Origin of the sequence: Nonomuraea sp. NPDC049750 (genome assembly GCF_040659625.1) — a bacterium.
Classification (GTDB): domain Bacteria; phylum Actinomycetota; class Actinomycetes; order Streptosporangiales; family Streptosporangiaceae; genus Nonomuraea.
On record NZ_JBFANB010000005.1, the window covers coordinates 324131 to 346207 of the forward strand.

Genomic DNA, 22077 nt, shown 5'->3' on the forward strand with positions numbered 1-22077 from the left:
TACCCTGTGTGCGTCAGGAGGTGCGTCATCACAGTCGGAGATCTCGGCGAATTCGGAGCGGTGTCTCGTATTTCCGGGCGTTTGCCGCAAGGTGCGACGGTTCTACTCGGGCCGGGCGACGACGCCGCAATGGTAAGGGCGCCCGACGGGCGCGTCGTGGTGTCTACGGACCTGCTACTCGAGGGTAGGCACTTTCGCCGCGATTGGTCCAGCGGCTATGACGTGGGGCGCAAAGCCGCGGCTCAGAATCTTGCCGACGTGGCCGCGATGGGGGCCGTGCCGACCTCCATCGTGGTCGGCCTGGGGATGCCCGCGGACCTGCCGGTGGAGTGGCTCGACGCGCTCGCCGACGGGTTCCGCGACGAGTGCGCGATCGTGGGGGCGAGCGTCGTGGGCGGCGACATCGCGCGCGGCGACCTGGTCGTCATCGGGGTGACGGCGCTGGGCGATCTGGGCGGCCGAGCGCCGGTGACCCGGTCGGGCGCGCGCCCCGGGCAGGTGGTGGCGGTGGCCGGCCGCCTTGGGTACGCCGCCGCAGGGTTGGCACTGCTGGAATCCGGCTGGCCGCCGAGCGCTCCGGAGTCGGGCCGGGAGGCGCTCTGGGAGGCGGTGGCCGCGCATCGGCGGCCGTGTCCGCCGTACTCCTCGGGGCCCGAGGCAGCGGAGCTGGGGGCGAGCGCGATGCTCGACGTGAGCGACGGGCTGCTTCAGGACCTAGGGCACATCGCGGCGGCCAGTGGCGTACGCGTCGAGCTGGACCCGGCCGCGTTCGTCGTGGGGGAGCCGGTGGCGGCGGTGGCCGAGCGGCTTGGGGCCGATCCGCTGGACTGGGTGCTGTCGGGCGGCGAGGATCACGCGCTCGCGGCGGTGTTCCCCGCCGGAGTGGCGCTGCCGCCTCCGTGGCGGATCGTGGGGGACGTAGTGGCAGGTCAGGGAGTTCACGTCCGAGGGCGTGAAATTGGTCACGCCGGATGGGATCACTTTGCGTGACAAGCCGCCGCGATTTGTGTAAGGTTTGGCGGATTTGGGGTGTGACTACCGGGATTACTGGGACAAAGCCGTAGTAAAGGTGTTATGAAGATTGGCGGCCACTGTAACCTGCAGAAAGGGCAGCCATATGGGCCGCCACGGCACGGGTGGATCCGACGACGAGGATGAATGGGGGAACGAGGGCTCCGACGATTCGCAGGAGGACCCCAGGTTCACCACCGACCCCGCCGCGAGGTGGGCCGCCGTCCCGGATCCGACCGCCAAGAGCGCCTTCTGGGGCCCGGACGAGCCAGGAGCCGAGCCACCCGGCTGGCCCTCGCCGCCCGACCAGGTGGAGGTGACGGGCCAGTGGGCGCCGATGCCGAAACGGGAAGGCGGACCGGCCCCGACCGGCCCTGCTCCCGGCGTACGGCCTGACCCGTTCGAGACGACGGGCGCGTTCGCGCCGCCGCCGCGGTCGAAGGCCGCCGGCCGGCCCCCGGAGTCGTCCTCCGAGCCCCCGAGCATGTTCAGCCGCCCAGAAGGACCCACGGGCGGTTTCACCCGCCCGGAAGGGCCCGCAGGCGGCTTCAATGGCCCCGAAGGGCCCCCGCGCGGCTTCACCCATCCGGAAGGGTCCCCAGGCGGCTTCACTCGCCCCGAAGGGCCCTCGGGCGGCTTCCCTCACCCGGAAGGACCCGCCGACGGCTTGACCCGGCCCGAAGGGGCTTCGGTCATCGCCTTCATGCGTCCCGAAGGATCAGGCACGCGGCCCCAGGGGCGCCCTGAGGGCTCTGGGGCGTTCCCAGAAGGGCCTTCCGAGACCACGGGGGCGTTCATCATGCCCCCCGAAGGTGGGTTCAACCAGTCGCAGCAGCCGCCGGCGGGCGGTGCCGGACAGTCCGACCGCCCTGAGGGGCCGTTCGAGACGACGGGCGCCTTCACCCGCCCGGAATGGGACACCCCCGGCCGGCCATCGGGACCCGACGGCGAGCCCGGCTCGAACGAGACACGTGACTTCAACGAGCCCTTCGGCGCCACCCAGGTCTTCGGTTCCACCGAGGTGTTCGGGCCGCCGTCGAACGAGCCGCCCCAGCCGGGCGACGTCAAGGTGTACGGCGCGCCGACCATGGTCGACGCGCCCACGCCCGCCTGGGCGGACAGCGCCGACAACGGCTTCCTCGGCTCGGGCTGGTCGTCGGACGAGCCGATCGACGAGCCGGAGCCGCGCCGCCGCCGTGGCCGCAAGAAGCCACCCACCGACCCCGACGTGCTCGCCGCGCCTCCCGGTGGCGGGCGGGGCAAGGTGGCGCTGCTCTCCGTCGCCGCCGTGGCGGTCGTACTCGGCGGCACCGTCGCCGGCGTCAAGATGATGAGCTCCTCGAACGACCCGGCCAAGTGCGCCGGCGCCACCTGCGCCGCCGTACAGGTGACCAACCAGCCGGGTGCGAAGCCCAGCGAGTCCCCGGCGGATGAGGAGCCCACCGAGGAGCCCTCCGAGGAGCCGACCAAGGAGGAGACCAAGGCCGCCGACACCCCGAAGCCGTCGGCCACGGCCGACGTGCACACGCCGCGCCGTAGCGCCTCCCCGACACCGACGCCGACCAAGACGAAGACGAAGACACCGGTCAAACCCACGAAGGAGCCGGTCGACCCGACCCCGACGGAGAGCCTCACGGAGGAGCCGACCGAAGAGGCCACGACGGTCAACAACCCCGACATCCCGCCCGGCACTGTCACGACGGCCCCCGTACCCACCGACCCGCCCCAGGCCGCGGGCGGTCAGTCGGTGAGCCTGAACTTCGACGTGACCAACCAAGGGCTGGTCGGCTACACCGCGCACCTGGACGTCGTCAACTCCTCCCTGGCGGCGCTGCCGTCGCTCACGGTCTCCCTGCCGATCCGCGGCCGGGTGCTGGACGTGAAGGGCGCCGGGTGGACGCAGGACGGGGATCAGCTGATCATCGACCTGACCGAGTCGCTCGCCGAGGGCGGCACCGCCCAGCTGACGATCTCGGCCACGGGCCGGGGCGCCGCGCCGGCGAACTGCGGCCTGGTGGGCGGGGACTGCGCCGTCAGCTAACCAGCCATGCCAATGGGGGAGGGACCGTCAGTTAATCGGCCCTCCCACCGGGGACGGCCGTCAGCTAACCGGCCCTCCGACTGTGAACGGGCCGTTGGCTAATCGCCCATCCCGGCGGGGGAGGGGCCGTTGGCTAATCGGCCCTACGACCGAGGACGGGCCGTTGGCTAGCCGGCCATCCCGGCGGGGGATGGTTGGATGGGGATATGACGGTTACGACCCCTCCATGCGTGCTGACCGTCGCCGGGTCCGATTCCGGCGGCGGGGCGGGTATTCAGGCCGACCTCAAGACCATGCTCGCCTTGGGCGTCCACGGCATGAGCGTCATCGCCGCGGTCACCGCGCAGAACTCGCTCGGCGTCCAGGGCTACTGGGAGCTGCCGCCCGAGGCCGTACGGGCGCAGCTCGACTCGGTGCTCGGCGACATCGGGGCGCGGTCGGTCAAGACCGGCATGCTGGCCTCACCCGGACTGGTCGAGGTCGTGGCGGCGGCGCTCGGCGCGTACTCGGCGCCGGTGGTGGTCGATCCGGTCGGCGTGTCGAAGCACGGCGACCCGCTGCTGGCGCCCGAGGCCGTGGAGACGGTCAAGACGCGGCTGCTGCCGGTCGCCACCGTCGTCACGCCCAACCTGTGGGAGGTCGAGCAGCTCACCTCGGTCAAGGTCGAGGACGAGGACGGCCTGCGCCGCGCGGCCGACGCCATCCTGGAGCTGGGTCCCGCCTGGGCCCTGATCAAGGGCGGCCACCTGCCCGGCGAGCCCGTGGACCTGCTCACGGACGGGACGAGCGAATATCGCTTCTCCGCGCCGCGCCTGGACAACCGGCACACGCACGGCACAGGCTGCACGCTCGCCTCGGCCATCGCCTCCCACCTCGCGCTGGGGGACGACGTGCCGACGGCGGTGGGCAAGGCGAAGGAGTACGTGACGGGCGCCATCGCCAAGGGCTTCCCGCTCGGGGACGGCATCGGCCCGGTCGACCACGCCTGGCGCTGGCGCTGACCCGAGCCACCCCGGGGGCGCTGAGTCACCCCCCGCTGTCGGGGCATTCCGGACGCTGAGGCCACCCCGGACGCCGGGGCCACACCTCTGACGCCTGGCTACCCTTGCCGTCGGGAGACCGCTGGACGCCCGGCCGTCCTCGCTGGCGGGAGACCCCCGGACGCCCGGCTGTCCTCGCTGGCGGGAGACCCCCGGACGCTCAGCCGCCCCCAGACGCCGAGCCGTCCCCCGGCTGTGGCTGGGGTCTTTGGGTGGGATGCCCCCTGCGGGGGTGCGGAAGTAGACGGTCCGTTGTGGTCGGGGTCCCTGCGGTGGAGCCGGGAGAACCCCTGGACGTCGAGTCACCCTCTGATATTGGGGGACCCCCGACGTCGAGTCACCCCGGACACGGCGAAAGCCCGCCGCTCGGTGTCGAGCAGGCGGGCTTTGGCGAAAGTCGGAACCGGCTAGCGGGTGACCTTGCCGGCCTTGATGCACGAGGTGCACACGTTGAGCTTCTTCGGCGTGCCGCCGATGACCGCGCGGACCGTCTGGATGTTGGGGTTCCAGCGACGGCGGGTGCGGCGGTGCGAGTGGGACACGTTGTTGCCGAAGGTCGGCCCCTTGCGGCAGACATCGCAGACGGAAGCCACGGTATCGCTCCTTAAAACAGTCGATGTAGCCCTGTCCGCGTGATGCTTTCCGGGCGAAGGGCATGCCGGGACAACCGGCCAGCCACACGAGGATATCCGATCCGCGCCACTGGGCGCGAACCACGAGCACTAGACGGGCTCAAATGCGGAGATATCCTCCTGCATTAACGGTAGCGCATGCGGGGAGGTCGAAACGCGCAGATGGAGGTTCTCGACCCGCCCGCGGTACGCCGCTGGGCCCGCCTGGCCGCCGACGCTCTGGGCGGCGCCAGGGCGGAGATCGACGCACTCAACGTGTTCCCGGTCGCGGACGGCGACACCGGCACCAACCTGCACCTGACCGTGCTCTCCGCGGCCGAGGCCGTCGAGGCGCTGCCCGACGACGTGGACGCCGCGGTGATGTGGCAGACGCTCTCCTACGGCGCGCTGATCGGCGCCAGGGGCAACTCGGGGGTCATCGTCAGCCAGGCGCTGCGCGGGCTCGCGGAGGTGCTGAAGGACGGCGCCGACTTACGCGCCGGGCTGCTGCGGGCCGCCACCTTGGCCAGGGAGGCCGTGGCCAGGCCGGTCGAGGGCACTGTGCTGAGCGTGCTGGAGGCGGCGGCAAAGGCCGTACAGGAGATGCCCGTCCAGGAGGCGCGCGTCCACGAGGTGCCCGGCCAGGAAGCGGCCGTTCGGGAAGTGGTGGGTGATCTCGCGGCGGTCGCGCGGCGGGCGGCCGGGGCGGCGCGGGCGGCGTTGCGGCGTACGCCCGAGCAGCTGGACGTGCTGGCGCGCAGCGGGGTCGTGGACGCCGGCGGCGCCGGGCTGGCGATCATCCTGGAGTCGCTCGAACGGGTGATCACCGGCTCCCACAGCGACCGCTACGACGTGCCCGCGCCGACCTCGCGGATCTCGCCGATGACCGAGGTGGGGGCCGGCTATGAGGTGATGTACCTGCTCGACGCCGACGACGCCGCGGTGGCCAAGCTGCGCGAGGAGCTCGACGCGATGGGCGACTCGCTCGTCGTGGTCGGTGGCGAGGGCCTGTGGAACGTCCACGTCCATGTCGGCGAGGCGGGTCCCGCGGTCGAGGCGGCGCTGCGCGCGGGGCGGCCGTACCGGATCAGGATCACCTACCTGGCCGAGCGTACGCACCGATCCGGAACGGCTGGGGGCGCGGGCCGGGGGGTGGTGGCGGTCGCGGCGGGCGACGGGATCGCGGCGCTGTTCGAGGAGTGCGGCGCGGTGGTGGTACGCCGCGCCCCCGGTACGCGGCCCACGCTGCCCGCGATGCTGGCCGCCATCCGGGAGGCGGGCGGCGAGGTGGCGGTACTGCCGAACGACGAGGGCGCCGGGGCGGTGGCGACCGCGGCGGCCGAGATCGCCCGTGAGGACGGCGTCGTGGTCAGTGTGGTGCCCACCAGGGCCACCGTGCAGGGTCTGGCGGCGCTGGCCGTGCACGATCCGCTGCGCCGCTTCGACGACGACGTGGTGGCCATGACCGACGCGGCCGGGCACACGCGCCACGGGCACCTGGTGGTGGCCGACCGCGAGGCGGTGACGAGCGCGGGCGTGTGCCGTCCCGGCGACGTTCTCGGGCTGATCGACGGCGACGTGTCGGTGATCGGCGGCACGCTGGAGGAGGTGGCCACGCTCGTCGTGGACCGGATGGTGGGGGGCGGCGGCGAACTGGTCACCCTGGTCGCGGGGGCCGACGCGCCGGTACGCCTGGCCGCCCACGTCGAAGCCCACCTCAGGGTCATCAGGCCCGACGTGGACCTGGTCGTCTACGACGGTGAGCAGGGCGGTTATCCACTGCTCATCGGTGTCGAATGATTCCTGTCGGCCGCAGGCGGTAGAACATAGTCCCGTGAGCCGTTTCGACGAGCCCCTGACGAAAGCGCTCGACCCCAAGACCGCCAAGCTGCTGCACAGCGTGCTCGGCCTGGAGACGGTCGGCGACCTGCTGCGCCACTACCCGCGCCGCTACGCCGAGCGCGGAGAGCTGACCTCGCTCGACGCGCTGGAGGTCGACGAGCACGTCACCGTGGTGGGCGAGGTCACGAGGCTGATGCGCAAGCCCATGCGCAACCGCGGCGGCACCTGGCTGGAGGTCGAGGTCGTCGACGGCGGGCGCAACAAGATCTACCTGTCGTTCTTCGGCAAGGGCTCCCATGTGGCCGAGTCGCGGCTCAAGCCGGGGCGGCGGGGGATGTTCGCCGGGAAGGTGGGCATGTTCGGGTCCAGGGCCACGCCGCGGTGGCAGCTGTCGCACCCGGAGTTCGAGCTGTTCGAGGAGGGTGAGGCGAGCGCCGAGGACTTCGCGGCGGCGCCCGTCCCGATCTATCCGGCGGGCAAGGACCTGACGCCGTGGGCGATCAGGCGGGCGATCGGCGTGGTGCTCGACACGCTGGGGCCCCTCGATGATCCGCTGCCCGCCGAGCTGCGGGACCGGCGCGGGCTGGAAGGGCTGGGCGAGGCGCTGGAGTCCATCCACCGGCCGAAGGACTTCGCCGACATGCGGCGGGCGCGTGAGCGGCTGAAGTTCGACGAGGCGTTCGTCCTGCAGGCCGTGCTGCTGCAGCGCAGGCAGGCGGCGACCGCGTGGCCCGCCAGACCCCGGCCCCGGCGCGGCGACGGTCTGCTGGCCGACTTCGACGGGCGGCTGCCGTTCTCGCTCACCGAGGGGCAGGCGCTCGTCGGCGAGGAGATCGCGGCCGACCTGGCGCTGGAGCACCCCATGCACCGGCTGCTGCAGGGCGAGGTGGGCGCGGGCAAGACCGTGGTGGCGCTGCGCGCGATGCTGCAGGTGGTCGACGCGGGCGGTCAGGCGGTGCTGCTGGCGCCCACCGAGGTGCTGGCCCAGCAGCATCACCGCTCGATCAGCGGCATGCTGGGCGACCTCGCGCAGGGCGGCATGTTCGGCGGCACGGCCGTCACGCTGCTCACCGGCTCCATGGGCGCCGCCGCGCGCAGGTCCGCGCTGCTCGACGCCGCCTCCGGCACCGCGGGCATCGTCGTGGGCACGCACGCCCTGCTCCAGGAGCACGTCCAGTTCGCGGATCTGGGGCTGGTCGTGGTCGACGAGCAGCACCGGTTCGGCGTGGAGCAGCGTGACGCGCTGCGCGAGAAGGCCGGGGGCGGCGGCCGTCCGCACGTGCTGGTCATGACCGCCACCCCGATCCCGCGTACGGTCGCCATGACGGTCTTCGGTGACCTGGAGGTCTCGACGCTGTCGCAGCTACCGTCGGGCCGCGCGCCGATCACCACCCACGTCGTGCCCGCCGCTGAGAAGCCGCACTTCCTGGAGCGCACCTGGGAGCGAGTCCGCGAGGAGGTCGCCCTCGGCAGGCAGGCCTACATCGTCTGCCCGCGCATCGGCGACCTGGAGGGCGACGAGGGGGATCTGCAGGCGCCGCCGTCCGACGAGGAGCGGCGTCCGCCGCTGGCCGTCCTCGACGTGGCCGAGCTGCTCTCCGGCGGCCCCTTCCGCGACCTCCGGCTGGGCGTCCTGCACGGCAAGCTCCCGCCGGAGGAGAAGGACGCGATCATGCGCGCGTTCACCCGTGGCGAGCTCGACGTCCTCGTCGCCACCACGGTCATCGAGGTCGGCGTGGACGTGCCCAACTCGTCAGTCATGATCATCATGGACGCCGACCGTTTCGGCGTCTCCCAGCTCCACCAGCTCCGCGGCCGGGTCGGCCGGGGCGGCCTGCCCGGCCTCTGCCTCCTGATCTCGGACTTCCCCGAGGGCACCCCCGCCCGAGCCCGCCTGTCGGCCGTGGCGGCGACCCTCGACGGCTTCGAGCTGTCCCGCGTGGACCTCGAACAACGCCGCGAAGGCGACGTCCTGGGCGCGGCCCAGTCGGGCAAACGCTCGTCCTTGAAGCTGCTCCAGCTCCTCCGCGACGAGGACGTCATAGAGGCGGCCAGAGACGAAGCCGCGGCCCTGCTGACCGCCGACCCGGAGCTGAAGTCCAACGAGGCCCTGCGCGCGGAGATAGACCGCCTGCTGGCGGACGAACGGGCCGAGTACTTGGAGAAGACCTGATCCCGGTACTTGGAGAAGAGCTGATCCCTGGGCATCCCTGTGGGTCCCATGCAGCCCCGGGCATGAGATGCCACGGAATCGAGTAAGGATCGCACGTAACGGCGCCCGGCCATGTGCGGGTTCAGCGGCCGTTTTCCTGGAGGCCCTCAGCCATGTGCGGCGGGTGGCGGCCAGCCCGGCCGTGCCGTAAAAAAAGAAAAAGCCCTTGATCTTGATACAGTTCCCAGCCGCGGGGACGGCCTCCCCCCGAATGCCGTCCCCGGCTGGGCCCACCCTCGGGTCAGGTGCCGAGGGAACCGGCGTGCGGAAGGGCTCACGATCACGCCGGTCGGCCTCCAACTGGGTCACCTTGAAGGCCGCAGGACCCATCATGCGAGACCCTCCCCGCGATGGGAATCACCCTTGCGTACTCGAGGCCGACACTTGTCCACTCTTGACCTGCGCCGACATGCGGAACAATGGCCCTCATGACTCGGATCATCGCGGGGAGCGCGGGTGGCAGGCGGCTGGCCGTGCCGCCGGGGCGCGGGACGAGACCGACCAGTGACAGGGCGCGAGAAGGGATCTTCTTGACCCTCGACTCGCTGCACGGGCTGGCGGGCGCCCGGGTGATCGATCTGTACGCGGGTTCGGGGGCCGTCGGGCTGGAGGCGCTGTCCCGGGGGGCGGCCCACGCGGTGCTCGTCGAGTCCGACCCGAGGGCCGTCCGCACGATCAAGGCGAACGTCGAGGCGCTGGCGCTCGACGGGGCGCGGGTGGTGGCCGACAAGGTCGAGCGGTTCCTGGCCAAGCCTGAGGAGGAGGGTTACGACATAGTTTTCGCGGATCCGCCCTATGCCGTCACCGACGACGAGGTCACACGCGTGCTGGAGTCGCTGCGTGACAACGGCTGGCTGACGGATGGGGCTTTGGTGGCGTTCGAGCGGGAAAGCAGGGGAAAAGCCCTGGTGTGGCCCGAAGGCTACGCAGAGGAGAGGGTTCGTCGCTACGGCGAAGCATCCGTTTGGTACGGTCGCGCCGCCGGGAACCCGTAGACCTGGGGAGGCGTTTTGCGCCGCGTTGTCTGCCCGGGGTCATTCGACCCCATCACCAACGGCCACCTCGACATCATCGGCCGGGCTGCCCGGCTGTACGACGAGGTGACCGTGGCAGTGCTCATCAACCTCGAGAAGAGCGGCCTGTTCACGGTCGACGAGCGGATCGAGGTCCTGCACACCGTGACCAAGGAGTACGCGAACGTCAAGGTGCAGAAATTCCATGGCCTGCTCGTAGACTTCTGCAAGCAGAACGACATCCCCGCGATCGTCAAGGGGATCAGGGTGGTCAGCGACTTCGACTACGAGCTGCAGATGGCACAGCTCAACTACCGGTTGTCGGGGGTCGAGACGCTGTTCATGCCGACCAACCCCGAATACTCCTTCCTGTCCTCCAGCAGGGTCAAGGAGATCGCCCGATACGGTGGTGACGTGTCCGGACTGGTGCCTGACCTGGTGCACGAGCTCCTCATCGAGCGGCTCAGGAGCTGACACCGACCTGCTATCCTTTGATTTCGGCCTTGTACGACGGCGACATTTCGCCATGCCTAGCGAGAGCAGATGACTCAGCACCTCGACCCCCGCTCCCCTTGGGTGATCTCCACTCACGACCTGGGTAGGCGACCGGGCTCGATGAAGCGGATGACCCTGTCCCTCCCGGCACCGGTGGATCTCGGCGTCGACATGATCGGTGTCCCCAAGGACGCCGAAGTCGAGCTGGATCTCCGGCTCGAAGCAGTGATGGAAGGCGTGCTCGTCTCGGGCACGGCGCAGTCCCCGCTCGCCGGGGAGTGCGCGCGGTGCCTCGACCCGGTCACCTCGGAGATCGAGGTCGACCTGCAGGAGCTGTTCTTCTACTCCGACGAGGACGCCTCGGAGGAGGATTCACTGCTCGACGGCGAGCTGCTCGACCTCGAGCCGACGTTCCGCGACGCGGCGGTGCTCGCACTGCCGCTGAGCCCCGTCTGCGGTGAAGACTGCGCGGGTCTCTGCACGGAATGCGGGGTCAAGCTGGCCGAGGCCGGCGACGATCACCGGCACGAGAAGATCGACGCTCGCTGGGCGTCGTTGCAAGGTCTGGTTACCGAGAACGATAACGATCAGGAGAAGTGACGTGGCCGTCCCGAAGCGAAAGATGTCGCGGAGCAACACCCGCGCCCGTCGCTCCCAGTGGAAGACGACTGCTGTCGCCCTGGTGAGCTGCCCGCAGTGCCGTTCGCCGAAGCAGCCGCACATCGCGTGCCCCACCTGCGGCACCTACAACCGCCGCCAGGTGATCGAGCCGTCCGCCTGATCGCACCGCCTGGTGAGCGGACCATGACCGCTCGAAGGGTTGACGCACTGCCGACCGGGTGCCATTGTGCCCCGGTCGGCGTTACCGTCTGACGCGTGCGGTGGCGGTTCGCCCGCGGCCGTGGTGGACGCCGGGGTTTGGTCCCCCCGACGCCCACCACGTTTTCGGGCATCTTCCGCAGCCGTCGCGCCATGTGAAGATGTCCGAGGAGGAAGCACGTGGGCGCAGGTCCTAAGCCGGTGGCCGTCGAGGTCGCCCGAGAAGAGCTGGAGCGGGTGCTGCTGGTCGGCCTCGGCTCCGACATCCTGGAGCGGGCGCTGACCCACCGCTCCTACGCGTACGAGAACGGTGGCCTGCCCACCAACGAGCGCCTGGAGTTCCTCGGCGACTCGGTGCTCGGCCTCGTCGTGACCGACACCCTCTACCGCAACCATCCCGACCTGCCCGAAGGGCAGCTGGCCAAGCTGCGGGCCGCGGTGGTCAACATGCGTGCCCTGGCCGATGTGGCCCGCACGCTCGGCCTGGGCCGGTTCCTGCGGCTCGGCAGGGGCGAAGAGGGCACCGGCGGCCGCGACAAGTCCTCGATCCTGGCCGACACGCTGGAGGCGCTGATCGGCGCCGTCTACGTCGACAAGGGCCTCGACGAGGCGTTCCGGGTCGTGCACCTGCTGTTCGACCCGCTGATCGTCCGCTCGGCCTCGCTGGGCGCCGGGCTCGACTGGAAGACCTCGCTGCAGGAGCTCACCGCCTCAGAGGCGCTCGGCGTGCCCGAATACCACGTCGAGGAGAGCGGCCCCGACCACGCCAAGTCGTTCACCGCCGAAGTGCGGGTGGGCGGGGAGTCCTACGGCGCGGGCACCGGTCGCAGCAAGAAGGAAGCCGAGCAGCAGGCGGCCGAGGCGGCGTGGACCCGCATCAGGGCCCGCCGCGAGCAGCGCGAGAGCCAGCCGGCGGGCTAGGTGCCAGAGCTGCCGGAGGTCGAGGTCGTCCGCCGCGGCCTCGCCGAATGGGTCACCGGCCGGGAGATCGCCTCAGCCGAGGTGCTCCATCCCCGCGCCACCAGGCGGCACGTGCCGGGCGTCGAGGAGTTCTGCGCGCGCCTGAGAGGCCGTACGGTGCTCTCCGCGGAGCGCCGCGGCAAATACCTGTGGCTGCCGCTCTCGGGCGACGACGAGGCGCTCCTGGCGCACCTGGGCATGAGCGGCCAGCTGCTCATCGTGCCGCCCGACTCGCCGCTGGAGAAGCATCTACGCGTACGCCTCAGCTTCGCCGACGGCGGCTCCGACCTCCGCTTCGTGGACCAGCGAACCTTCGGCCACGTCATGCTCACGCCCCTGGTCGAGGGCATCCCCGCGCCGATCGCGCACATAGCCCCCGACCCGTTCGAGAAGGCGTTCGACGAGGCCGCCTTCGCCACGAACCTGCGCAAGAAGAAGACCGAGATCAAGCGGGCCCTGCTCGACCAGTCCTTGATCAGCGGAGTCGGCAACATCTACGCCGACGAGGCGCTCTGGCTGGCGAAACTCCACTGGGCCCGGCCCACCCAGACCCTCACCCGCCCCAAGATCGCCGAGCTCCTGGCCGCGGTCCGCCAGGTCATGGGCGCCGCCCTGCTGCAGGGCGGGACGTCCTTCGACAGCCTGTACGTCAACGTCAACGGGGAGAGCGGCTACTTCGAGCGCTCCCTGGAGGTCTACGGCCGGCGCGACCAGCCCTGCTCCCGCTGCGGCACCCCGATCAGGCGCGACCCGTTCATGAACCGCTCGTCCTACAGCTGCCCGACCTGCCAGCGCAAGCCTCGCTGAGCGAGTCCTCCGGACTGTGTGGTGGCCTGGGTTCGGCTTGCGTAAAGGAAAAAGGGGGATCCCATGGTGCGGTTGACGGTCTGGGTGCGGGGGCGAGTGCAGGGAGTGGGCTTCCGATGGTGGACGCGCGCTCGGGCTCTGGAGCTCGGACTCACGGGCTGGGCGAGGAATGCGACCGACGGCCGGGTGGAGATAGTGGCGGAAGGCACACAAGAGTCCTGCGTCAAGCTGCTGGAGCTGCTCAGAGGTTGCGACACGCCGGGCAGAGTCGATGGAGTGGTGGAACGATGGAGCGAAGCCCGAGGTAGTTTGGGTGGGTTTGTGGAGAGGTAAGGGGTTTCGTTAAACAGCCCAAATAGGGTATAGTTGTATGTCGGGAGTGCCTGAGGGTGAGTCTATGCGGGTCGTTCGACTTGACCGCCCACACTGCCGGTGCGACTCTTGTTAGGTACCACGCGCACCCCTCCCGCGGAATAAGAAGTGCGCGAACCAGTCTGGTCACTCAGCGTGGAGGACCCTTTACCATGGCGAAGGCTCTACTCGGCCACGTCGGCGGTCCTGACCCTCGAATGGTCTCGGAGATGCGCCGTCTGCAACAGCGGATCCGGGATTTGGAGGCAGAACTCATCCGACTCCAGGCCACGAATGACGCTCTTGCGGCGCAAACCCGCGACGAGGCGCTCAGCCGTATGCAAGAGCGCGAGCCGGCACTCACCTAAGAGTGTCCGGAGCGCACGACACCCCAGGGACGTCTCGAAGAGGCGTCCCTTGTTATTTGCTTATTCCCTAGAGTTTGGCGCCTCCTTTACCAGACCGGCGTGGCCTCGACTGCACCCGCCCTCATGGGGCAGTGAAGACCAGTAGGCTTTTCCGAAGTCATCTCGCGGAAGCTCGGTTTCTCGGAGAAGGGGGCGTGGTCTTGCACCTGAAGACCCTCACCCTGCGCGGCTTCAAGTCGTTCGCCTCCGCGACCGCCCTGCGCTTCGAGCCCGGCATCACCTGCGTGGTGGGCCCCAACGGCTCCGGCAAGTCCAACGTCGTCGACGCCCTGGCCTGGGTCATGGGCGAGCACAGCGCCAAGTCGCTGCGCGGCGGCAAGATGGAGGACGTCATCTTCGCCGGCACCTCCTCCAGGCCGCCGCTCGGCCGGGCCGAGGTGACGCTGACCATCGACAACTCCGACGGCGCGCTGTCGATCGACTACACCGAGGTCACGATCAGCCGCCTGATGTTCAGGTCGGGCCAGAGCGAATACGCGATCAACGGCGACACCTGCCGCCTGCTCGACATCCAGGAGCTGCTGTCCGACTCGGGCATCGGCCGTGAGATGCACGTCATCGTCGGCCAGGGCCAGCTGGACGCCGTGCTCCACGCGGGTCCCGAAGATCGGCGCGCGTTCATCGAAGAGGCCGCTGGCGTACTCAAGCACCGCAAGCGCAAGGAGAAGGCGCTCCGCAAGCTCGACGCCATGCAGGCCAACCTCACCCGCGTCCAGGACCTCGCCACCGAGCTGCGCCGCCAGCTCAAGCCGCTCGGCCGCCAGGCGGAGATCGCCCGCAAGGCCGCCGTCATCCAGGCGGACCTGCGCGACGCGCGGCTGCGCCTGCTGGCCGACGACGTGTGCGTGCTACGCGAGACGCTGGAGCGCGAGGCGGCCGACGAGGCGGCGATCCTGGCCCGGCGCACCAGGGTGGAGTCCGAGCTGGCCGAGGGTCAGCAGCGGGAGGCCGCCCTGGAGAGCGCCGAGGCCGAGGCCCAGCCCCGGCTGAGCGCCGCCCAGGAGACCTACTTCCGGCTCTCCTCCCTGCGCGAACGCATCACCGGCCTCGAACAACTGGCCGCCGAACGACACCGGCACGCACTCGACGCGGCCGCCATCGAGCGGCGCGGGCGTGACCCGGAGGAGCTCGAACGCGAGGCCGCCGAGGTACGCGAGCACGAGCTGATCCTCCGCGCGGAGCTGGAGCACGCCCAGGAGCTGCTGGAAGAGGCGGTCCAGCGGCGCGCGGAGTCCGAGGCCGAGCTGAGCGCCGAGGAGCAGCGGCTCGCGATGGCCTCACGGGCCGCCGCCGACCGGCGCGAGGGCCTGGCCAAACTGCGCGGCCAGGTCGATTCCGTACGCAGCAGGGCCCGTGCCGCCGAAGACGAGATCGGCCGCCTCACCCGCGCCGTGACCGAGGCCGCCGGACGTGAGCGCCAAGCCCGTGAGGACCTGGAGGCGCGGCGACTGGAGGAGCCCGCCGTCGACCCGGCGCTGGCCGCGGAGCTGGTCACCGCGCAGTCACTGGTCGACGAGGCCAAGGCGGCGGCCGACGAGGCTCGCGCGACGGTCGAGCAGGCCAAGTCCGCGCTCGACGCGCCGCGAGCGGCTCTCCAGGCCGCCCGATCGGGCATCGGCACGGCCCGCGCCACCGACCAGGAGGCCCAGCGGTCCGTGGCCGCTCTCCGGGCCCGCTGCGAGGCGCTGGAGCTCGGCCTGGCCAAGGGCGACGGCGGTGCGGCCCTCCTTGAGACCGACTTGGCCGGGGTGCTCGGCCCGCTGGCGGCGTCGATGCAGGTCACGCCGGGCGCCGAGCCGGCGGTCGCGGCCGTGCTCGGGCCGATCGCCGACGCGATCGCCGTCAAGACGGTGGAGACCGCGATCGGCGCCCTCGAACTGCTCCGCGTCAAGGAGGCGGGCCAGGCGACCCTCCTGGTGGCGGGTTCCGCCGGACCAGGCGGTGATCGGCATGGCGTGGCGTTGGCCGACGATCACGCTGCGGGTTCCGATGGGCGGGCCGCCGACCAGGTACGCGCGGCCGCGCCTGAGGGGAGCCGGTGGGTCGCCGCGCTGGTGACGGTGCCCGGACACCTCAGGCCCGCCCTCGACCATGTGCTGGCCGGCGTCGTCGTCGTGGACGACCTCGAGGCCGCCCGCGCGATCGTGGCCGCCCATCCCGAGCTGCGGGCCGTGACCAGAGGCGGCGACCTCGTCGGCGCCCATCTGGCCAGCGGCGGCTCCGAGGGCGGCACCTCGGTGCTGCAGGTGCGGGCGGCGCTCGACGACGCCATCGCGGACCTGGAGGAGGCCGAGGGCAGGGCCGAGGAGACCGCCGCCGCCCTGGAGGAGGCCGCCGCCGCCGAGCAGGCCGCGCAGCAGGCCCTGGAGTCGGCCCAGAGCCAGGTCAACGAGGCGCAGACCGCCGCGGGCACCGCCCAGGCCGGGGTCAACGCCGCCCAGGGCGCGCTCGACCAGGTCAGAGCCAGGCAGCGGGAGGCCGACCAGCGCAACGCCGCGGCGGCCAAGCGGCTGGCCCAGCTCGAAGCCGCCGCCGACGCCGCGCGCGCCGAGGCCCAGCGCCTCGCCAAGAGCGTCACGACGGCTGAGGAGTCCCGCGCCGAGGGGCTGGAGGAGCTGGCCGAGCTGGAGATCCGGCTGGCCGAGGCCGAATACGCGCAGGAGCTGGAGACCGAGCCGACCACCGACGTCCGCGACGAGCTGGCCGCCACCTGCCAGGTCGCCAGGCAGCGCGAGATGGAGACCCGGCTGCAGGTCCGCACCGCGGAGGAGCGGGTCAAGGGCATCGAGGGCCGGGCCGACGGCCTGATCAGGGCGGCCCAGCGCGAACGCCACGAACGCGCCGAGGCCGCCGCCCAGCGGGCCAGGCGTAGGCGGCAGGCCGCGGTGGCCGAGGCCGTGAGCAACGGCGCCAAGCAGGTGCTCAAGGTCCTGGCGACGTCCATCCAGCTCGCCGCCCGCGAACGCGACGAGGCCGACCTGGCCCGGGTCGCGATCGACGCCGAGCTCAAGCAGGTCCGCCTGCACGTACGCGAGCTGGGCCAGGAGCTCGACAAGCTGGTCAACCGGGTCCACGGCAGCGCGGTCGCCCGCACCGAGCAGCGGCTCCGCCTCGAACAGCTCCAGCAGCGCGCCCTGGAGGAGTTCGGCGTCGAGCCCGAGTCGCTGATCTCCGAGTACGGCCCGGAGGCCCCGGTCCCCGGCGACCCGCCCGTCCCCTACGTACGCGAGGAGCAGGAGAAGCGGGCCAAGATCGCCGAGAAGCAGATGAACCAGCTCGGCAAGGTCAACCCGCTGGCCCTGGAGGAGTTCGCGGCGCTGGAGGAGCGGCACGCCTTCCTCAACTCGCAGCTCGAAGACCTCAAGAAGACCCGGCGCGACCTGCTGCTGGTGGTCAAGGAGGTCGACGACCGGGTGGAGCAGATGTTCTCCTCCGCCTACGAGGACGTGGCGCGGGAGTTCGAGCAGATCTTCACCCGGGTGTTCCCCGGTGGCGACGGCCGCCTGGTGCTGACCGAGCCCGGTGACATGCTGACCACCGGCATCGAGGTCGAGGCCCGGCCGCCCGGCAAGAAGGTCAAGCGGCTGTCGCTGCTGTCGGGTGGGGAGCGGTCGCTGACCGCGGTGGCGTTCCTGATCTCCATCTTCAAGGCGCGGCCCTCCCCGTTCTACGTGATGGACGAGGTGGAGGCGGCCCTCGACGACACCAACACGCAGCGGCTGCTGCGGCTCTTCGAGGAGCTGCGGCAGAGCTCCCAGCTGATCGTCATCACCCACAACAAGCGGACGATGGAGATCGCCGACGCCCTCTACGGCGTGTCGATGCGCGGCGACGGCGTCACCCAGGTGGTCAGCCAGCGACTCCGGGAGCGCGAGTCCGCCTGACGTCGGCCCGGCCATGCGGTCCCGGTCGTTCCGTCCCGGCCATCTGGTCCAGGCCGGCTTGTCCCGGCCATCCGGCCCCGATGGTCTGACCCCGATGGTCCGGTCCCGGTCGTCCGGTCCTGACGGTCGGGCCTGATCGTCTGGGCCCCCGATCGGGCCGGTCCGCGCGGCGCGGGTCATCAGCATGCCGGTCCATCTGGAAAACTGACCTGTTGTGGATGGTTACCTCGGCGTCATCGTGATCGTGGTCGTCGTCGCCCTGCTGGCGGCCGGCGGCCTTTTCCTGCTCTTCAGGCCCGGTGGCAAGGGCGCGCCGCCGGTCGAACCGCCCGAGACGCCCCAGGCGCCCACGCTCCCCGAGCAGCGTCCGGCGCCCAGCGCGGAGGAGGGTGAGGGGGGAGGGGCGACCACCACGCTCCCGCCGCCCGCGCAACCCGCCGTCGTCACGCCCGAGATCGAGGTGCCGCCGCCGTCCGCCGGCCGGATGGTGCGGCTGCGCTCCCGGCTGGCCCGCTCGCAGAGCACGCTCGGGCGCGGCCTGCTGGAGCTGCTGTCCCGCGACCGCCTCGACGACGAGGTCTGGGACGAGATCGAGGAGAGCCTGATCACCGCCGACGTCGGCGTGGCGCCGACGCGCGCCATGGTCGAGGAGCTGCGCACGAAGGTCAAGGTGCTCGGCAGCCGCACTCCCGAGGAGGTGCGCAAGCTGCTCCGGGAGCAGCTGCTCGCCCAGATCAACCCCGATCTGGACCGTACGCTGCATGTCCAGAAGCACGGCGAGCGGCCCGCCGTCGTGCTCGTCGTCGGCGTCAACGGCACCGGCAAGACCACCACCACGGGCAAGCTGGCTCGCGCGCTGATCGGCGACGGCAAGAAGGTCGTGCTCGGCGCGGCGGACACGTTCCGGGCCGCCGCCACCGACCAGCTCCAGACCTGGGGCGATCGGGTCGGCGCCGACGTCGTACGCGGGCCGGAGGGCGGCGATCCCGCCTCTGTCGCCTTCGACGCCACGGCCAAGGGCATCGAGGAGAAGGCCGACGTCGTCATCATCGACACCGCCGGCCGCCTGCACACCAAGACCGGCCTCATGGACGAGCTGGGCAAGGTCAAGCGGGTCATCGAGAAGAAGGCCACGGTCGACGAGGTGCTCCTCGTCCTCGACGCCACCACCGGCCAGAACGGGATGCGGCAGGCTCAGGTGTTCGCCGAGGTCGTCAACATCACCGGCATCGCGCTGACCAAGCTCGACGGCACGGCCAAGGGCGGCATCGTCATCTCGGTCCAGCGGGAGCTGGGGGTTCCGGTCAAGCTGGCGGGGCTTGGCGAGGGTCCCGACGACTTGGCGCCCTTTGATCCTGAGGTGTTCGTGGACGCCATTCTCGGCGACGACAATTCCAAGTAAATCGGGACATGATGATGTGCGGCGGGCGTGCCGACCGGCCGTCAGGGCTGCGTGCCGCCAGTGGTTCAGGCGTGAGCGCCCTCAGCGGTGTGTGCCGATGGGGATGACGAGTGGCGTGCCTGCCACCGGGTCGGCGATGATCTTGGCGTCCAGTTCGAACACCTCCCGCAGCAGCTCCTCCGTCAGCACCTCGTGCGGGTCGCCCGCGGCCACCACGCGGCCCTCCCGCATGGCCACCAGCCGGTCGGTGTAGCGGGCCGCCAGGTTGAGGTCGTGCAGGACCATGACGATGGTCCGGCCCGCCGCCCCGTGCAGGTGCCGTACCAGCTCCAGGACCTCCACCTGGTGCGCCAGGTCCAGGAACGTGGTCGGCTCGTCGAGCAGCAGCAGGTCGGTGCCCTGGGCCAGCGCCATGGAGATCCAGGCCCGCTGACGCTGCCCGCCTGAGAGCTCGTCCAGGGGGCGTTCGGCGAGGTCCGCCAGGCCGGTCATGGCCAGCGCCTCGTCCACGGCCGACTCGTCGTCCGACGACCACTGCCGGTACCAGGTCTGATGCGGGTGCCTGCCCCTGGCGACCAGGTCGGCGACCGTCAGCCCTTCCGGCGCGGTGGGCGCCTGGGGCAGTACGCCGAGGACCTTGGCCACCTCGCGAGTGGGGGTCCGGTCGATGCGCTTGCCGTCGAGCAGCACCTCGCCGCCCTGCGGCCGGAGCAGCCGGCCGAGCGCGCGCAGCAGGGTGGATTTGCCGCAGCCGTTGGGGCCGATGATCGTGGTGACCGTCCCCGCCTCGATGCCGAGGTCGAGCCCATCGACGATGGTGCGATCGCCGTACCCGAGCTTGACGTCGACGGCCTGGAGCCTCATTTGCGCGCCTTCCAGATCAAGTGGATCAGGTACGGGGCGCCGAGGACCGCGGTCACGACGCCGACGGGCAGTTCGATCGGGGAGAAGACGGTACGCGCGATCAGGTCGGCGGCGGCGGTCAGCACGGCGCCGACCACCGCCGACGACAACAGCGGTGGCTGGCCGTAGCGGGTCAGCCGGAGCGCGACCTGCGGCGCGGCCAGCGCGACGAACGCGATCGGGCCCGCCGAGGCCGTGGCGACGGCGGCGAGGAGCACCGCGGCGAGGATCATCAGCGCGCGGGCAGGGTTCATGCGCAGGCCGAGCGCGGTGACCGTGTCGTCGCCGAAGCGCAGCGCGTCGAGCGAACGGGTGCCGAGCAGCGTCAGCGGCACGAGTACGACCAGCGCGAGCGCCACGGGCAGCACGTGCTCCCAGCCCCGGCCGTTGAGCGAGCCGCTGATCCAGACCATGGCCCGGCCGGTGTCGTTCACGTCGCCGACGGTCAGCAGCCAGTACTTGATGTTGGTGAACACCGCGGCCACGCCGATGCCGACCAGGACCAGCCGGTAGCCGTCGAGCCCGCGCCGCCAGGCCAGCGCGTACACGATCACGGCTCCCGCCAGGCCGCCGACCAGCGCCAGGAGGGGGATGCCGAGGGTCGAGAGCAGGCCGCTGACCCCGCCGTACGCGCTGCCGCTGGCCACCACCCCGGCCACGACCGTGACGGAGGCGCCGGTGGTGACGCCGAGGATCTCGGGGCTGGCCAGCGGGTTGCGCGCTATGGACTGGATGATCGCGCCGGACAGCGCCAGCGCCGCGCCCACCAGGGCGCCGGTCAGCGCGCGCGGCAGGCGGAGCTCCATGATCACGAAGTGTTCGGCGCTGTTGACGTCGAACGTGCCGCCCAGCACCTGGGACAGGCTCATCGGGATGTCGCCGATGCGCATGTTCAGGGCCATGAGCAGGCCGAGGAGCGCCAGGCCGCCGAGCGTGACGGCGACGGCGCGCGGCCGCACCCGCCAGGACAGGCCCGCCACCCGCAGCGGGATCGTCGTCATCACAGTCGCACCGGCTTTCTGCGGCGGACCAGGACGACGAAGAAGGGGGCGCCGAGCAGCGCGAGCACCACGCCGACCTCCAACTCGCCCGGCGGGGCGACCACGCGGCCGATCACGTCGGCGAGCAGCAGCAGCGCGGCGCCGACCAGCCCGGAGTACGGCAGCAGCCACCGATGATCGGTGCCGGACAGCGGGCGGACCAGGTGCGGCACGATCAGCCCGACGAACGCCAGCGACCCGCAGGCGGCCACCGAGGCGCCGGTGAGCAGGGTGACGGCGGCGACGCCGACGGTGCGGGTGAGAGCGATGTTCTGGCCGAGGCCGCGGGCGACATCCTCGCCTAGGGCCAGCGCGTTCAACCCTGGCGCGTTGACCATCGCCAGCACCAGGCCGACCAGGATGAACGGCAGCACCTGCCAGACCACCTCGGAGCCCCGGGCGGCGATGGAGCCTGCCTGCCAGAACCTGAACACGTCCATCGCCTGCTCGTCCAGGAGCACGATGGCCGAGGTCAGCGCGTACAGGAAGGCGCTCACGGCGGTGCCCGCCAGGGCGAGCGTGACCGGCGTCGGGCCGCCGCGCCCGCCGACCATGCCGAGCGCGAACACGCCGACGCTGGCGATCAGCGCGCCGGCCAGGCCGAACCAGATGTAGGCGAGCAGGCTGGAGGCGCCCAGCAGGATGATCGAGGCGACCATCGCGAACGCCGCCCCCTGCGTCACGCCGAGGAGCCCGGGGTCGGCGAGTGGGTTGCGGGTGTGGCCCTGCATGAGCGCGCCCGCGACGCCCAGTGCTAACCCGGCCAGTACGCCGAGCACGGTCCTGGGGACGCGTAGGGAGCGGATGACGATGTCGTTCTCGGTGCCGGTCGGGGCGGTGAGCGCGTGCCAGGCGTCGGCCGGCGGTACGGACTTGGCGCCGATCGTGATGCTCAGCACCACGCCGATCACGACGGCCCCGAGCAGGACCAGTAGAACGGTGAGCCGCCGATGCTGCACGCCGTGCGGGCGCGGCGCCACAGCAGTAGTGGTCACGCGGCTCCTCCTGTGTTCATTGCCGCACTCCGTGCGGCGGGCTCGGTCGCCTGATGCCGTCGTCTTCCTCCGTCGCTCTGGTCGCTTCGCTCCCGGCGCTCCCTGCTTATTGCCTCACTCCGTTCGGCGGCTCGGTCGCCTGATGCCGTCGTCTTCCTCCGTCGCTCTGGTCGCTTCGCTCCCGGCGCTCCCTGCTTATTGCCTCACTCCGTTCGGCGGCTCG

At 71.2% G+C, this 22077-nt stretch carries 19 protein-coding genes; 15 read left to right on the forward strand and 4 right to left on the reverse strand.

All coding sequences use genetic code 11. The features are described 5' to 3' along the window. The first annotated feature begins 6 nt into the window (after positions 1-6). The 3 genes from AB0J16_RS16520 to thiD all read left to right on the forward strand — a co-directional run bounded on the left by AB0J16_RS16520 (position 7) and on the right by thiD (position 4053). On the forward strand, positions 7-990 hold the full coding sequence (locus AB0J16_RS16520; protein WP_358539592.1) for a thiamine-phosphate kinase: 984 nt from the start codon (positions 7-9) through the stop codon (positions 988-990). 127 nt (positions 991-1117) lie between these two features. Next, the gene (locus AB0J16_RS16525; protein ID WP_358539594.1) at positions 1118-3052 is read left to right on the forward strand and encodes a hypothetical protein; all 1935 of its coding nucleotides are present in this window, start codon (positions 1118-1120) and stop codon (positions 3050-3052) included. A 206-nt stretch (positions 3053-3258) separates the two neighbouring features. Continuing rightward, entirely contained in the window at positions 3259-4053 is a 795-nt protein-coding gene (gene thiD, locus AB0J16_RS16530) for a bifunctional hydroxymethylpyrimidine kinase/phosphomethylpyrimidine kinase (RefSeq protein ID WP_358178398.1), read from the forward strand. A gap of 446 nt (positions 4054-4499) precedes the next feature. On the opposite strand, the gene rpmB is transcribed toward thiD, so the two are convergent. Then, positions 4500-4685: a 50S ribosomal protein L28 gene (rpmB, locus tag AB0J16_RS16535; RefSeq protein ID WP_049556934.1), complete on the reverse strand. Its 186-nt coding sequence runs from the start codon at positions 4683-4685 to the stop codon at positions 4500-4502. A 201-nt stretch (positions 4686-4886) separates the two neighbouring features. On the opposite strand from rpmB, the gene AB0J16_RS16540 reads away from it, so the two are divergent. The 12 genes from AB0J16_RS16540 to ftsY all read left to right on the forward strand — a co-directional run bounded on the left by AB0J16_RS16540 (position 4887) and on the right by ftsY (position 18916). Next, positions 4887-6503, forward strand: coding sequence for a DAK2 domain-containing protein (locus AB0J16_RS16540; protein ID WP_358539598.1), 1617 nt, complete (start codon positions 4887-4889; stop codon positions 6501-6503). A gap of 34 nt (positions 6504-6537) precedes the next feature. Next, complete coding sequence (gene recG / locus AB0J16_RS16545; RefSeq protein WP_358539600.1) at positions 6538-8718, forward strand: ATP-dependent DNA helicase RecG; 2181 nt, start codon at positions 6538-6540, stop codon at positions 8716-8718. A 467-nt stretch (positions 8719-9185) separates the two neighbouring features. Continuing rightward, positions 9186-9752, forward strand: a complete 567-nt coding sequence (gene rsmD / locus AB0J16_RS16550) for a 16S rRNA (guanine(966)-N(2))-methyltransferase RsmD (protein WP_358539602.1) — start codon at positions 9186-9188, stop codon at positions 9750-9752. A gap of 15 nt (positions 9753-9767) precedes the next feature. Continuing rightward, a complete protein-coding gene (gene coaD / locus AB0J16_RS16555) occupies positions 9768-10244 on the forward strand; it encodes a pantetheine-phosphate adenylyltransferase (protein ID WP_219530151.1) in 477 nt (158 codons plus the stop codon). 174 nt (positions 10245-10418) lie between these two features. Next, a complete protein-coding gene (locus AB0J16_RS16560; RefSeq protein WP_358539605.1) occupies positions 10419-10865 on the forward strand; it encodes a YceD family protein in 447 nt (148 codons plus the stop codon). Between the two features lies 1 nt (position 10866). Beyond that, positions 10867-11046, forward strand: a complete 180-nt coding sequence (gene rpmF, locus AB0J16_RS16565) for a 50S ribosomal protein L32 (protein WP_033409409.1) — start codon at positions 10867-10869, stop codon at positions 11044-11046. Between the two features lie 239 nt (positions 11047-11285). Further along, positions 11286-12005, forward strand: a complete 720-nt coding sequence (gene rnc, locus AB0J16_RS16570; RefSeq protein ID WP_357950763.1) for a ribonuclease III — start codon at positions 11286-11288, stop codon at positions 12003-12005. Next, positions 12006-12851, forward strand: a complete 846-nt coding sequence (gene mutM, locus AB0J16_RS16575) for a bifunctional DNA-formamidopyrimidine glycosylase/DNA-(apurinic or apyrimidinic site) lyase (RefSeq protein WP_357950453.1) — start codon at positions 12006-12008, stop codon at positions 12849-12851. Between the two features lie 63 nt (positions 12852-12914). Further along, a complete protein-coding gene (locus tag AB0J16_RS16580) occupies positions 12915-13184 on the forward strand; it encodes an acylphosphatase (RefSeq protein ID WP_358539607.1) in 270 nt (89 codons plus the stop codon). Positions 13185-13375: 191 nt separating this feature from the next. After that, on the forward strand, positions 13376-13570 hold the full coding sequence (locus tag AB0J16_RS16585) for a hypothetical protein (protein WP_090938435.1): 195 nt from the start codon (positions 13376-13378) through the stop codon (positions 13568-13570). Positions 13571-13770: 200 nt separating this feature from the next. Further along, positions 13771-17514 carry a chromosome segregation protein SMC gene (smc, locus tag AB0J16_RS16590; protein ID WP_358540332.1) on the forward strand — a complete coding sequence of 1248 codons (3744 nt, stop codon included), beginning with the start codon at positions 13771-13773 and terminating at the stop codon, positions 17512-17514. Between the two features lie 214 nt (positions 17515-17728). Further along, positions 17729-18916, forward strand: a complete 1188-nt coding sequence (gene ftsY, locus AB0J16_RS16595) for a signal recognition particle-docking protein FtsY (RefSeq protein ID WP_358539609.1) — start codon at positions 17729-17731, stop codon at positions 18914-18916. 81 nt (positions 18917-18997) lie between these two features. Here the strand turns inward: ftsY and AB0J16_RS16600 are convergent, their stop codons facing one another. The 3 genes from AB0J16_RS16600 to AB0J16_RS16610 are packed head-to-tail and all read right to left on the reverse strand — an operon-like array spanning position 18998 to position 21854. Beyond that, the gene (locus AB0J16_RS16600; RefSeq protein WP_358539612.1) at positions 18998-19780 is read right to left on the reverse strand and encodes an ABC transporter ATP-binding protein; all 783 of its coding nucleotides are present in this window, start codon (positions 19778-19780) and stop codon (positions 18998-19000) included. Continuing rightward, a complete protein-coding gene (locus AB0J16_RS16605) occupies positions 19777-20820 on the reverse strand; it encodes an iron chelate uptake ABC transporter family permease subunit (RefSeq protein WP_358539615.1) in 1044 nt (347 codons plus the stop codon). The genes AB0J16_RS16600 and AB0J16_RS16605 overlap by 4 nt, the downstream gene beginning before the upstream one ends. Continuing rightward, positions 20820-21854 carry an iron ABC transporter permease gene (locus AB0J16_RS16610; protein ID WP_358539618.1) on the reverse strand — a complete coding sequence of 345 codons (1035 nt, stop codon included), beginning with the start codon at positions 21852-21854 and terminating at the stop codon, positions 20820-20822. The genes AB0J16_RS16605 and AB0J16_RS16610 overlap by 1 nt, the downstream gene beginning before the upstream one ends. Positions 21855-22077 lie beyond the last annotated feature (223 nt).